The following is a 12,383-nucleotide window of genomic DNA, read 5'->3' as shown; positions in this document are numbered from 1 at the left end:
ATGCGGGCCATGGAGGACCCGACCGTTCACCAGCTTCGGCTGCTGCTCACGCTGGCCGAGGAACTCCACTTCAAGCGGGCGGCGGGCAAGCTCTATCTCACCCAGCCGGCGCTCAGTCAGCAGATCCGCTCCCTGGAACAGCGGCTCGGCGTGCGGTTCTTCACCCGCACCAGCCGGCGGGTCGAGCTGACCCCGACGGGGCAGGCGCTGCTGCCGCTGGTGAAGAACGTCGTCGACGCGGCGGATCATCTGCGCAACGCGGCGTCCCGCTCCGCGCTCGGTGACACCCGGCTGCGGCTCGGCGTGTGCGAGAACGTCGCGGCACTGGAGGCCACCCGCAGCGTGCTCGGTGCGATCACCGCGCTGTACCCGTGCATGGGGCCGGAGATCCATGTCCTGGACCTGGTCGAGCAGATGACGGTGCTGGAGAACGGCACGATCGACGCCGCGTTCGCCTATCTGCCGGTCCCCGAGAGCCTGCACAGCCGGCCGCTGGCGACGGAACCCCGGGTGGTTTGCGTGGCCAGTTCGGATCCGCTCGCCGCTTCCACCTCGGTGACACTGGCGGACCTGGCCGACTATCCGGTGGTCAGTCTGGCGCCGCAGATGTTCGAGGAGGGCCGTGCCTTCTGGGCGGCGGACCCACGCCCGGACGGCACGCCGGTCCGCTACACCGACCACCATGTCACCCGGTTCGAGTCGCTGCTGTCCATGGCCTCCTTCGGCGGGGCGATCGCCTTCGTGCCCTCGGCGGCGGCGCGTCTGTATCCCCGCCCGGACATCCGCTATCTGCCGGTGCGTGATCTGCCCGACTGCACACTGGGGGTGGTCTGGCCCGCGGTGGACCAGGGCAAGCCCCAGATCACGGCCCTGGAGGACATCTGCCGGCAACTGCACCACCGGGACCTGCCGGCCGACGCCCGGGACAGCCTGACCCGGCTGCCGCAGGTGGAGTCGGCGTACTGCTGAGGGTCAGGCGCCGCCGGGTGTCCATCCCTGACGGCGCAGGACGGCCGAGACGTCCGGCGCCCGGTAGTGCTCGCCCTTGAGGACCTTGCCGTCGGCCCGTCGGGCGACCTGGCCGTCGGGGCCCAGCTTGCTCATGTTGGCGCGGTGGATCTCGGCGATCACCTCGTCGAGGTCGATGCCGTGCACCAGCGCGGTGCCGTACGCCACGTACACCACGTCCGCCAGCTCGTGGGCGAGCCGGTCCAGCGGGCCCGCGACCGCCACCTCGGCGACCTCGGCGGCCTCCTCGGCGAGCAGCTCCCCACGGTGCGCGGCCAGATCGGGGGCCACCTCCGTCGGCGTACTGCGGGCGTCGAGCCCGAAGGCGTCGTGAAACTCCCGGACGAGCGGGGCGGGCGAAGAGCTCATGCCCCGAAGATACCGACCCCCACTGACAGCCCCGCCCGACCGACCGGTGCCCGCATCTCGCCCCGATGGCTCCGCCACGCTGCCCCCTCCACCCAGCCCCCGGAGTGACCCCGGCCCTGGCCAGTCCCTCGGGGGGCTGGCAGGATCGCCCGCATGGTCAAGTCGTTCCCCTCCCTCAGCAGGCGCCGGGTGCTCCAGGGCGCGGCCGCCGGGGTCGTGGCCCTCGGGCTGCTGCTGTGGTGGCTGCTGCCCCTGGGCGAGACGCCGCCGAGCGGGACGATCGTCTTCAGCACCGGCACGCCCCGTGGCGTCTATCAGGAGTACGGCGAGCGGCTGCGCGCCGAACTGGGCAGGGACATGCCGGGACTGAAGGTGAAGCTGCTGAACAGCGCGGGTTCCCAGGAGAACGTCGAGCGGGTGGCGACCGGCAAGGCCGACTTCGCGTTCGCGGCGGCCGACGCCGTGCAGACGTACGAGCTGCGGCACCGCGCGAACGCCGGCCGGTTGCGCGGGGTGGCCCGGCTCTACGACGACTACGTGCAGCTCGTCGTCCCGCGCGGCTCGAAGGTCCAGAGCGTCGCCGACCTGCGGCACAGGACGGTGGCCACCGGGCTGCCCGACTCCGGGGTGCGGCTGATCGCGAACCGGGTGCTCCGGGCCGCCGGCATCGACCCCGAGAAGGACATCACGCCGGTGGCGGACGGCATAGACACCGGCCCGGCCCACCTGCTGCAGGGGAAGATCGACGCCTTCTTCTGGTCGGGCGGGCTGCCGACCAAGGGCATCCTCGAGCTGACCCGGAAGTCCGCCGTCAGGTTCATCCCGATCGACGGCGCCCTGGTCGCCAAGCTGCACGCGAACGCGGAGTCCGCGCGGTACTACCGGGCCACCAACATGCCCGAGTCGGCGTACCCGCTCGTACAGCTCGGCTCCGTGGTGCCGACGATCGCGGTGTCCAACGTGCTGATGACCCGCAAGGACATGGATCCCCGGCTGACCGAGTGGGTGACCCGTACCGTGATCAAGAGCCGTGACGGCATAGGGGCCCACGTCCACTCGGCCCAGCTCGTCGACCTGCGCACCGCCATCTACACCGACCCCCTCCCCCTCCAGGAGGGCGCCCGCCGCTACTACCGGTCGGTCAAGCCGTAGCGGCCGCTAGCGGCCCTCCGCCTGACGGGGCACCGTCAGCGTCACCCGCAGTCCCCGCGGCTCGTGGTGGGCGTAGTGGATCGATCCGCCGCCCGCGGCGAGCAGGACGCGGGTGATGGACAGGCCGAGGCCCGAGCCCTTGACGTTCTGGTGGCGGCCGCTGCGCCAGAAACGGTCGCCCACGCGCGCGAGTTCCTCGTCGGTGAGACCGGGCCCGGTGTCGGTGACCACGACCGTCGAGGTGTCGCCGTTGGAGGAGACCGTGACCTCGACCGTGCCGTCCTCGGGCGTGAACTTCACGGCGTTGTCGATGACCGCGTCCAGCGCGCTGGACAGGGTGATCGGGTCGGCCCAGGCGGTGGTGGGCGGGCAGTCGCCGACGAGCCGGACGCCCTGGGCGGCGGCGGCCGGTGCCCAGGCGGCCACCCGCTCCCCGGCCAGCGCGCCGACGTCGGTCAGCCGGAGGTCGGCCTCGGCGTGCTCGGCCAGCGCCAGGTCGAGCAGGTCGTCGAGGACCTGCGCGAGGCGTTTGCCCTCGGTGCGGACGGAAGCGATCTCCGCATTGCCCTCCGGGAGTTCGAGCGCGAGCAGTTCGATGCGCAGCAGCAGCGCCGCGAGCGGGTTGCGCAGCTGGTGCGAGGCGTCGGCGACGAAGGCGCGCTGCTGCTCCAGCACGTCCTCGACGTTGTCCGCCATCTCGTTGAACGACCGGGCCAGCCGTCTGAGTTCCGGCGGGCCACCCCCGACCGCGACCCGGGACTTCAGCCGGCCGCTCGCGATCGCGTGCGTGGTGGCGTCGAGGATCCGCACCGGCCTGAGCACCCACCCGGTCAGCCGCAGCGCGGCGCCGACGGCGAGCAGCATCGCGGCGAACTCCCCGGCCCCGATGAACAGCCAGCCCCGCAGGATCCGCGAACGCATCTGGCCGGTGGGCGAGTCGGTGACGACGACCGCCACGACGTCCCCGTCCCGGATGACCGGCGAGGCGACGACCAGCCGGCTGCGCTGCCAGGGCCACACCTGCCGGGGATCGTGGCTGCGGCGGCTGAGCAGCGCCTCGGCGAATGCCGCCCGGACCTCGCCCGAGGCCGGTACGAACCAGTCGCCCGGCGCGTTGGCCATGGCGGTCGAGCCACTGAGGTAGAAGACGCCCGCGCGGATGCCGTAGACGCCGTAGTAGCTGTCCAGTTCGCGCTGCAGGGTCTCCCGGCGCTCGTCGGTGCTCGCCGGGCGGGAGCCGGTGGGGCTGTCGGTGACGTACTGGGCGAGCGCGGCGAAGCGCGCGGTGTCGTCGATCCGGTCGACGACGACCCGCTGCTGCTGTGCCGCGGCCACGCTGACGGCCAGCGGGACGCCGAGGGCGAGGAGTACGGCCGCCATCAGGACGATGAGCAGCGGCAGGAGCCGTGTGCGCACCCGGGCCCGCTACCCGGCCGGGGCGACGAGCCGGTAGCCGACGCCGCGTACGGTCTCGATCAGCGCGGGCATGCGCAGCTTGGCGCGCAGGGAGGCGACATGCACCTCCAGGGTGCGCCCGGTGCCCTCCCAGCTGGTCCGCCACACCTCGCTGATGATCTGCTCCCGCCGGAAGACCACGCCCGGCCGCTGGGCGAGCAGCGCCAGCAGGTCGAACTCCTTGCGGGTCAGTTGGACGACCGAACCGTCCACGCTGACCTGACGGGTGGGCAGTTCGATGTGCACGGGTCCGAGGCGCAGCGCGCTGTCGGCGCCCGGGGTGGCGTCCTCGTGCGCGGTGCGCCGGCTGACGGCGTGGATCCGGGCGAGCAGCTCCCCGGTGTCGTACGGCTTGACCACGTAGTCGTCGGCGCCCAGGTTGAGCCCGTGGATGCGGGAGCGGACGTCCGAGCGCGCGGTGACCATGATCACCGGGGTGCTGGTGCGCTTGCGGATCTTGCCGCAGACCTCGTAGCCGTCCTGGTCGGGCAGGCCGAGGTCGAGCAGGACCACGCCGAATCCGGCGCCCTCGGGGACGAGCGCCTGGAGGGCCTCCTCGCCGCTGCGCGCGTGGGTGACGTCGAAACCGTGCCGCGCGAGGACGGCGGACAGGGCCGCGGCGACATGGTTGTCGTCCTCGACGAGCAGCAGCCTCATCCCGGCCCCCTCCGGTTCAGCGGTCGTACGGTCATGATTCTTGTCCGGTGTGTAGGTCACGTGCACGCGCGCGTGCACCATGGAAGTCACGCCGATGGATGAGGACGGCGTCAAGAGGGTTCCGGTTGCCGCCTGCTTCCGTTATCCGGCCGATACGCAGGCGGGCGCAAGTGCTACGACACGTGTCCGATTGCTATCGGATCGTGATGCTCAGATCTCGCTCAGATGTGATGACGCTGGTCACCGGCCATCACTACTGTCCACCGAAACCGAGGAGGACGGAGCCTGAGAGCGATGACCGAAGTATCGGTGGCCAAGGAAGACGTGGCCGCGACCGACGAACTGGTCGTCCTGAAGAGCGTCAACAAGCACTTCGGCGCGTTGCACGTGCTCCAGGACATCGACCTGACGATCGCCCGCGGCGAGGTCGTCGTGGTCATCGGACCCTCCGGGTCCGGAAAGTCGACCCTGTGCCGCACCATCAACCGCCTGGAGACGATCGACTCCGGCACGATCACGATCGACGGGAAGCCGCTGCCCGCGGAGGGCAGGGAGCTGGCCCGGCTGCGCGCCGACGTCGGCATGGTCTTCCAGTCCTTCAACCTCTTCGCGCACAAGACCGTGCTCGAGAACGTGATGCTGGGCCAGCTCAAGGTCCGCAAGGCGGACAAGAAGCAGGCCGAGGAGCGGGCTCGCGCCCTGCTCGACCGGGTCGGCGTGGGCACCCAGGCCGACAAGTACCCCGCGCAGCTCTCCGGCGGCCAGCAGCAGCGCGTCGCCATCGCCCGCGCGCTGGCCATGGGACCGAAGGTGATGCTCTTCGACGAGCCGACCTCCGCCCTCGACCCCGAGATGATCAACGAGGTCCTCGAGGTCATGCAGCAGCTCGCCCGTGAGGGCATGACGATGGTCGTCGTCACCCACGAGATGGGCTTCGCCCGGTCGGCCGCCAACCGGGTGGTCTTCATGGCGGACGGCCGCATCGTCGAACAGGCCGCGCCCGACCAGTTCTTCAGCAACCCGCGCAGCGACCGGGCCAAGGACTTCCTGTCGAAGATCCTGCACCACTGACGCGACCGCTCCGCCCACGCGCGCGGAACGCCTCCGGCCCGTCCGTCCCGGGCCCGCTTCCTCCTCTCCAGACGTAAGGATGTTCACGATGAAGCTCCGCAAGGTCACCGCCGCCTCGGCCGCCGTACTCGCCCTGACCGTGGGCGCCACCGCCTGTGGCGGCGGCAACTCCGACGGCGGCTCGGGTGGCGGCAACAAGATCAAGATCGGTATCAAGTTCGACCAGCCGGGTCTCGGCCTGAAGGAGCCCAATGGTTCCTACTCCGGCTTCGACGTGGACGTGGCCACCTACGTCGCCCAGCAGCTCGGCTACAAGCCGAACCAGATCCAGTGGGTGGAGACCAAGAGCGCCGACCGCGAGAACGCGCTCGCCCGCGGTGACGTCAAGTTCATCGCCGCCACCTACTCCATCACCGACGAGCGCAAGCAGAAGGTCGACTTCGCCGGCCCCTACCTGCTGGCCCACCAGGACCTGCTGCTGAAGAAGGACTCGACCATCGCGAAGGGCACGGACCTCAACGGCAAGAAGCTGTGCTCCGTGACCGGCTCGACGTCGGCGCAGAACGTCCACCAGACGATCGCCCCGAAGTCCAACCTGAAGGAGTACAGCAGCTACTCGGAGTGCATCGCCGCCCTGCAGAGTGGCGCCGTGGACGCCGTGACCACCGACGACTCGATCCTCGCGGGCTTCGCGGCGCAGGACAAGTACAAGGGCCAGTTCAAGCTCGCCGGCCTCAAGCTGAGCAACGAGAACTACGGCATCGGCGTCAAGAAGGGCGACACCGAGCTGGAGAACAAGATCAACAAGGCGCTGGAGAAGATGGTCAGCGACGGTTCCTGGCAGAAGGCCGTCGACAAGAACTTCGGCCCGGCCGACTACAAGAACGAGCAGGCCCCGAAGATCGGCCAGATCGTCAAGTAACGCGGCACTCCGCCGGCGCCGACCGGCGGGTGACGCAGGGTCCCGAGGGCGCGCCGCCTGCCGCTTTCCCGGCGGCGCGCCCTGCCCTCCACGTAGGCCACACACCCGGAAGCGCGGGAGATCGTGTTCGACTTTCTTCAAGGTTATGACGTCCTCGGGGCGTTCTGGATGACGGTGAAACTCACCGTCCTCTCCGCGGCCGGCTCCCTGGTCTGGGGCACCCTGCTGGCCGCGATGCGGGTCAGCCCGGTCCCGCTGATGCGCGGGTTCGGCACCGTCTACGTGAACATCGTCCGCAACATCCCGCTGACGATCATCATCCTGTTCTCCTCGCTCGGTCTCGCCGACGTCTTCGGCGTGACCATGGGCGCCACCGACTTCAAGGTCCAGGGCTTCCGCCTGGCGGTGCTGGGACTCGTCGGCTACACGGCCGCCTTCGTCTGCGAGGCGATCCGGTCCGGCATCAACACCGTGCCGATGGGCCAGGCCGAGGCCGCGCGCGCGATCGGGCTGAACTTCAGTCAGACCCTGCGCCTGATCGTGCTGCCGCAGGCCTTCCGCGCGGTCATCGGCCCGCTGGCCAACGTCCTGATCGCCCTGACGAAGAACACCACCGTCGCGGCCGCCATCGGCGTGGCCGAGGCCGCGACCCTGATGAAGACCATGATCGAGAACGAGGCCCAGACGCTGGCGATCGGCGCGGTCTTCGCCCTCGGCTTCGTGGTCCTGACCCTGCCCGTCGGCCTGATCCTCGGCTGGCTCGGCAAGCGACTGGCGGTGAAGCGATGAGTTCCGTCCTCTACGACACTCCGGGCCCCCGCGCCAAACGGCGCAACGTGCTCGTCTCCGTCGTCTTCTTCGTGCTGCTCGCCGCCCTGGTCTGGTGGATCTGGCGGACGCTGGACGACAAGCAGCAGTTGCGGTGGGCCCTGTGGCAGCCGTTCACGACCTCCGAGGCGTGGACGACGTACCTCCTGCCAGGTCTGTCCAACACCCTCAAGGCGGCGGCGCTGGCCATGGTGATCGGCCTGCCGCTGGGCGCCGTCTTCGGCATCGCCCGTCTGTCCGACCACCGGTGGGTGCGGACCGTGGCCGGGGTGGTCGTCGAGTTCTTCCGGGCGATCCCGGTGCTGCTGCTGATGCTGTTCGCCAACGAGTTCTACAGCCGCTACACCCACGTCACCCCCGACGACCGGCCCCTGTACGCCGTGGTCACCGGCCTGGTGCTGTACAACGCCTCCGTCCTCGCCGAGGTCGTCCGGGCCGGCATCCTGGCGCTGCCCAAGGGGCAGACGGAGGCGGCGTACGCCATCGGGCTGCGCAAGGGCCAGACGATGACCAGCATCCTGCTTCCGCAGGCGGTCACCGCGATGCTGCCCGCCATCGTCAGCCAGCTCCTCGTCATCGTGAAGGACACCGCGCTGGGCGGTGTGATGATCGGCTTCACGGAGCTGCTCAACCAGCGCGGCACGCTCGCGGCCAACTACGCCAACGTCATCGCCAGCTTCGTCGTGGTGGCCGTCCTCTACATCGTCCTCAACTTCGCCCTGACCTCGTTCGCGAGCTGGCTGGAGCGCCGGCTGCGGCGCAGCAAGCGCAGCACGGGCGCGGTGCTCGGCGCGGAGGACATGGAGGAGCTCAACCCGGCGGCCGTGGGCGGCACCTTCGGCACGGGTGTCGCGGACGGCGGCGGCATGATCTGACGACCGGTCACTTCACCCGTGCGGCCCCCGGAGGCAGTGGCATGATCGCCACTGCCTCCGGTCACTTGACGCAAACACTGCCAATGGGTTGCATACGTTCTGTGATCGTGCACCCCGCTTCACCTTCCTGTTCATCTGCGTCCGTCGGGGCATCGCTGCGGGCAGGGGGCGCCACGCCGTGGACCCGGTGATCATCGTCGGAGCGGGGCCCGTCGGGCTCACGCTCGCCCTGGCGCTGGCCCGTCAGGAGGTGCCGTCCGTCGTCCTGGACGAGGGACCCGGCAAGGACGAACCCCGTCCGGCGCGCACCGTCGTGCTGCGCGAGGACACGGCCGCCCTGATGGAGCGGCTCACCGGCGCCGTGCTCGGTGACCAGGGCCTGAGATGGACCGGTTGGCGGTCGGTGCGGCGCCGGCAGGTGATGAGCGAGGTCACCTTCGACGAGGTGACGCCCGCCCCGGTGCACGTGGCGCAGCACGTCCTCACGGGTGCCCTGCGGGCGGCCGTCGCGGCCGAGCCGCTGGTGCGGGTCTCCGTGGACAGCCGGCTGGACGGCATCGAGCAGGAGCGTTCCGCCGTCACCGCGCACACGCGTGGCCCCAGCGGCACCTGGTGGCGCGGCAGTTACCTGGTGGGCTGCGACGGCCCCCGCTCGACCGTGCGCAAACTGCAGGACATCCGCTTCCCGGGCCGTACGGCGGTGGAGCGGCACGCGGTCGCCACGCTGCGCGCGGAACTTCCGTGGCCGGGCCAGGCGTTGCTCCATCGGATGCCGCCGTGGCGGCAGTCCGCGCCCTCGGCCGGGGAGGTGACCGCCCGCCCCCTCCCGGACGGCGCCTGGCGCCTGGACTGGCTGCTGCCCCCCGGCAAGGACCTGGTCACGCCCGAGCTCCTGGTGGCCCGGATCCGCGAGACCCTGGCGGGCTGGACGAACGGCACGACACCGCCGTACGACCTGCTCGACACCGGTGTCCACACCGTGCACCACCGGCTCGCCCGGCGGTGGCGCTCGGGCCGGGTCTTCCTCGCCGGGGACGCGGCCCATCTGCTCGGCGCGCTCGGCTCCCAGGGGCTCGACGAGGGCCTCAGGGACGCCGACAACCTGGCCTGGAAACTGGCTCCGGCCTGGCACCACGGACACCACGAGGCGCTGCTCGACAGCTACCAGACCGAGCGGCGCGCGGTGGTCGCCGCCCGGCTGCGCGCCGCCGACCAGGTGCTGCCGGTGCTTCGCGGCGGGGGCGGGCTGCGCCACATCGTGCCGGGCGCCGCCCGGGGCCACGACGTGCTGCTGACGGACGGTCACCTGGGGCGCGGCCCGCTGGGCGCGCCGGGGGCGTACGCCGACTCGCCTCTCGCACCCCGGCATCTGCAGGGGGTGATCCCGGTCGACACCCCGCCCGGCGCGCCGGTGAGCGACGTCCGGGTCACCGCGGAGGACGGTTCCTTCGTACGGCTGCGGGACCGGCTGGGCCGCGGCGCGCTGCTCGTCGTGCTGATCGCGCCGGGCACGGGCGTGTGGGACCGCAAGCACTGGGTGTCCGCCGGCGTCATGCCCCGGCTCGCGGCCGCCGTCGCCGCGCTGCCGCACCCTGCGGAGCTGCTGGTGGCCGAGGAGTACCCCGGGGCACCCGCGCACAGCGTGCTCCTCGTACGCCCCGACGGCCACCTGGTCACCGCGCTCGGCGGGGTCCGGCCGGCCGATCTGTACGCGGCGGCGGAGGCGACGCTGGGCGGCGCCGTGAAGGAGCAGGCGGAGGCCGGCTCCGGCGCCCGCTGACCGTGAGCCTCGTCACCCTCCGTCCACGTGGTTCACGGTGAGTTGACCGGAGTGCGGCAGCGTGCTGTACTCCGGATCGTGACCGACACCTGTGTGCGCCTGTGGCGGAGGGTCCATATGGACCTCGTCCGCTATGCGGGCTGCGTGTGTCGCCCGTCCTGCTGAATTCGCTGCCCCTTTCCGGGGTTTCTCCGGCTCTGTCTCCGGTTTCTTCTCCGGGCGCCGTCGTGCGTCCGTTCGGCGAACTCTCCTCAGGACGGTGTACGTGTCTGCCTCCCCCTCCGTGTCTTCTGCCTTCTCCGCGGCGCCTGCCGCCCCCGCGAGTGCTGCCGGTGCCGTCGGTTCTGCGCCGACGCAGGCGGACCTCCTCGACTTCGTGCGGCGTACGGCCGCCGACACCGAGCTGATCGGCTCGCTCCCGCTCGACCCGGAGGGCCGCACCTGGGTGCGGCTCGAAGGCCCCGGGGGCAGCGAGGCCTGGCTGATCGGCTGGCCGCCCGGCACCGGCACCGGCTGGCACGACCACGCCGACTCGGTCGGCGCCTTCCTCACCGCTTCGGGTGAGCTCACGGAGTACTCGCTGGCCGCCCGGCTGCCCACCGACGGCTGGAAGACCCTGGAGCTCACCGACGGTGTGGACCGCGAGCGCCGGCTGCCCGCCGGACGGGGCCGCGCCTTCGGCCACCACCATGTGCACGAGGTGCTCAACGAGTCCCCCGACCGGCACGCGATCTCGGTCCACGCCTACTACCCGCCTCTGCCGCGGATCCGCCGTTACAGTCGCACGGGCCAGGTACTGCGCCTGGAGCAGGTCGAGCGCCCGGAGGACTGGCAGTGAGCGGCGGCACGAACGGACGGCCGGCCGGCATCGACGAGGTGCTGGAGCGCGTCCGCGCGGGCTACGAGCGCATCGAGGCACGCGAGGCGTACGAGGCGGCGCGCGACGGAGCGGCCCTGCTGGTCGACATCCGGTACGCGGCCCTGCGCGAGCGGGACGGGCTGATCCCCGGCGCTCTCGTCGTCGAGCGCAATGAGCTGGAGTGGCGCCTCGATCCTCAGGGCAGCCACCGCCTCCCCGAGGCCACCTCGCACGACCTGCGCGTCGTCGTGATCTGCAACGAGGGCTACGCCTCCAGCCTCGCGGCCGCCTCCCTCCACCAGCTCGGCCTGCACCGGGCGACGGACCTGGTGGGCGGCTTCCAGGCCTGGCGAGCCGCGGGGCTGCCGGTGGAGCCGGCCAAGGAGTGACGGACCGACGGCGGTCCGGGGCACCGGCCGACCGGACGGGCACGCCGAGGCGCCGTGGGCGGCGCCGAGCACGTCGGCCGGTCACTGAGGGCCGATGCCGAGCACGTCCGTCGGGCGTTGGGGCGCGTGCCGAGCACGTCGGCCGGGCGTCGGGCGCGGCGGTCCAGCGCGTCGACCGGGGGCCGGTTACGGTGCCGAGCGCGTCGGTCGGGCATGGGGTGCCCGGCTGTCAGGGGCCCTCGCCCTCCAGGAACTCCGTGTCCTCGCCCTCCTCCTCCAGGGCCCGGCGGACGACGCGGAGGGCCATGCCCTCGGGGTAGCCCTTGCGGGCGAGCATGCCGGCGAGGCGCCGCAGCCGCTTGTCGCGGTCGAGACCTCGGGTGGCCCGCAGCTTGCGGGCGACCAGATCCCGGGCTGTCGCCTCCTCCTGCTCGGAGTCCAGCTGGGCGACGGCCTCGTCGATCAACGCGGAGTCGACCCCCTTCGTGCGCAGCTCCTGGGCGAGCGCGCGGCGGGCGAGCCCCCGCCCGTGGTGCCGGGACTCCACCCAGGCGTCCGCGAAGGCGCCGTCGTCGATGAGTCCGACCTCCTCGAACCGCGAGAGCACCTCCTCGGCCACCTCCTCGGGAATCTCCCGCTTGCGCAGGGCGTCCGCGAGCTGCTTGCGGGTGCGCGGGGTCCCGGTGAGCAAGCGCAGACAGATCGCCCGCGCCCGCTCAACCGGGTCCCCCGAAGACTCCCCCCGCTCGGCCCTCGACGAGGAAGGGGCGCCTTCGTCCTCACCGGGCGGCTCTCCGAAGCCGCCTCGCCCACGGCCACGGCCGCTCCCGCGTCTCCGCCCGCCACCGGGGTCCGCGCCGCCGTGCCCGTAGCCGCCGCCGTGCCCGCCGTGCCCGCCGTGCCCGCCGTGCTCGTCGTCACCGGCCGTGGCGCGGCCCGGGTCGCCTCCGGTGCCCCTCCCCCGGGGGGTGCCGGGGGCGGCGTACTCGTACTCGGCCCAGTCGGTTCGTCGTGTCAC

14 protein-coding genes are annotated in these 12,383 nt (G+C 71.8%); 10 read left to right on the top strand and 4 right to left on the bottom strand.

Annotation, left to right across the window (positions count from 1 at the left end; translation table 11 throughout):
* Positions 1-9 precede the first annotated feature (9 nt).
* Positions 10-969 carry a LysR family transcriptional regulator gene (locus tag ACZ404_RS10985; protein WP_468438247.1) on the top strand — a complete coding sequence of 320 codons (960 nt, stop codon included), beginning with the start codon at positions 10-12 and terminating at the stop codon, positions 967-969.
* Between the two features lie 3 nt (positions 970-972).
* On the opposite strand, the gene ACZ404_RS10980 is transcribed toward ACZ404_RS10985, so the two are convergent.
* On the bottom strand, positions 973-1,377 hold the full coding sequence (locus ACZ404_RS10980) for a pyrophosphohydrolase domain-containing protein (RefSeq protein WP_468438245.1): 405 nt from the start codon (positions 1,375-1,377) through the stop codon (positions 973-975).
* Positions 1,378-1,530: 153 nt separating this feature from the next.
* On the opposite strand from ACZ404_RS10980, the gene ACZ404_RS10975 reads away from it, so the two are divergent.
* Positions 1,531-2,529, top strand: a complete 999-nt coding sequence (locus ACZ404_RS10975) for a TAXI family TRAP transporter solute-binding subunit (protein ID WP_468438243.1) — start codon at positions 1,531-1,533, stop codon at positions 2,527-2,529.
* Positions 2,530-2,535: 6 nt separating this feature from the next.
* Here the strand turns inward: ACZ404_RS10975 and ACZ404_RS10970 are convergent, their stop codons facing one another.
* Positions 2,536-3,945 carry a sensor histidine kinase gene (locus tag ACZ404_RS10970; protein WP_468438240.1) on the bottom strand — a complete coding sequence of 470 codons (1,410 nt, stop codon included), beginning with the start codon at positions 3,943-3,945 and terminating at the stop codon, positions 2,536-2,538.
* Between the two features lie 9 nt (positions 3,946-3,954).
* Positions 3,955-4,641, bottom strand: a complete 687-nt coding sequence (locus tag ACZ404_RS10965) for a response regulator transcription factor (protein WP_468438238.1) — start codon at positions 4,639-4,641, stop codon at positions 3,955-3,957.
* A 294-nt stretch (positions 4,642-4,935) separates the two neighbouring features.
* Between ACZ404_RS10965 and ACZ404_RS10960 the strand changes: the two genes are divergently transcribed.
* From ACZ404_RS10960 to ACZ404_RS10925, 8 genes are all read left to right on the top strand, one after another.
* On the top strand, positions 4,936-5,712 hold the full coding sequence (locus tag ACZ404_RS10960) for an amino acid ABC transporter ATP-binding protein (RefSeq protein ID WP_468438236.1): 777 nt from the start codon (positions 4,936-4,938) through the stop codon (positions 5,710-5,712).
* A gap of 88 nt (positions 5,713-5,800) precedes the next feature.
* The gene (locus ACZ404_RS10955) at positions 5,801-6,634 is read left to right on the top strand and encodes a glutamate ABC transporter substrate-binding protein (RefSeq protein ID WP_468438234.1); all 834 of its coding nucleotides are present in this window, start codon (positions 5,801-5,803) and stop codon (positions 6,632-6,634) included.
* A 123-nt stretch (positions 6,635-6,757) separates the two neighbouring features.
* Positions 6,758-7,423: an amino acid ABC transporter permease gene (locus tag ACZ404_RS10950; RefSeq protein ID WP_468438230.1), complete on the top strand. Its 666-nt coding sequence runs from the start codon at positions 6,758-6,760 to the stop codon at positions 7,421-7,423.
* Entirely contained in the window at positions 7,420-8,337 is a 918-nt protein-coding gene (locus ACZ404_RS10945) for an amino acid ABC transporter permease (protein ID WP_468438228.1), read from the top strand. Before ACZ404_RS10950 ends, ACZ404_RS10945 begins: the two co-directional genes overlap by 4 nt.
* Before the next feature lie 178 nt (positions 8,338-8,515).
* Positions 8,516-10,117, top strand: coding sequence for an FAD-dependent monooxygenase (locus ACZ404_RS10940; RefSeq protein WP_468438226.1), 1,602 nt, complete (start codon positions 8,516-8,518; stop codon positions 10,115-10,117).
* A gap of 27 nt (positions 10,118-10,144) precedes the next feature.
* On the top strand, positions 10,145-10,282 hold the full coding sequence (locus tag ACZ404_RS10935) for a putative leader peptide (protein ID WP_468438224.1): 138 nt from the start codon (positions 10,145-10,147) through the stop codon (positions 10,280-10,282).
* 100 nt (positions 10,283-10,382) lie between these two features.
* On the top strand, positions 10,383-10,955 hold the full coding sequence (locus ACZ404_RS10930) for a cupin domain-containing protein (protein WP_468438222.1): 573 nt from the start codon (positions 10,383-10,385) through the stop codon (positions 10,953-10,955).
* Positions 10,952-11,365 carry a rhodanese-like domain-containing protein gene (locus tag ACZ404_RS10925; protein ID WP_468438220.1) on the top strand — a complete coding sequence of 138 codons (414 nt, stop codon included), beginning with the start codon at positions 10,952-10,954 and terminating at the stop codon, positions 11,363-11,365. The genes ACZ404_RS10930 and ACZ404_RS10925 overlap by 4 nt, the downstream gene beginning before the upstream one ends.
* A gap of 229 nt (positions 11,366-11,594) precedes the next feature.
* Here the strand turns inward: ACZ404_RS10925 and recX are convergent, their stop codons facing one another.
* A complete protein-coding gene (gene recX / locus ACZ404_RS10920) occupies positions 11,595-12,383 on the bottom strand; it encodes a recombination regulator RecX (protein WP_468438218.1) in 789 nt (262 codons plus the stop codon).

This window comes from Streptomyces sp. NPDC030798 (assembly GCF_055572275.1).
Note: the sequence above shows the minus strand (reverse complement) of the source record. Positions and strands in the feature narration are given on the sequence as shown.

Bases quoted from the DNA above. Each gene is read 5' to 3' on its own strand.
- ACZ404_RS10975 (WP_468438243.1), top strand. From the start codon at position 1,531: ATGGTCAAGTCGTTCCCCTCCCTCAGCAGGCGCCGGGTGCTCCAGGGC.
- ACZ404_RS10955 (WP_468438234.1), top strand. From the start codon at position 5,801: ATGAAGCTCCGCAAGGTCACCGCCGCCTCGGCCGCCGTACTCGCCCTG.
- ACZ404_RS10980 (WP_468438245.1), bottom strand. From the start codon at position 1,377: ATGAGCTCTTCGCCCGCCCCGCTCGTCCGGGAGTTTCACGACGCCTTC.
- ACZ404_RS10965 (WP_468438238.1), bottom strand. From the start codon at position 4,641: ATGAGGCTGCTGCTCGTCGAGGACGACAACCATGTCGCCGCGGCCCTG.
- ACZ404_RS10960 (WP_468438236.1), top strand. From the start codon at position 4,936: ATGACCGAAGTATCGGTGGCCAAGGAAGACGTGGCCGCGACCGACGAA.
- ACZ404_RS10945 (WP_468438228.1), top strand. From the start codon at position 7,420: ATGAGTTCCGTCCTCTACGACACTCCGGGCCCCCGCGCCAAACGGCGC.
- ACZ404_RS10985 (WP_468438247.1), top strand. From the start codon at position 10: ATGGAGGACCCGACCGTTCACCAGCTTCGGCTGCTGCTCACGCTGGCC.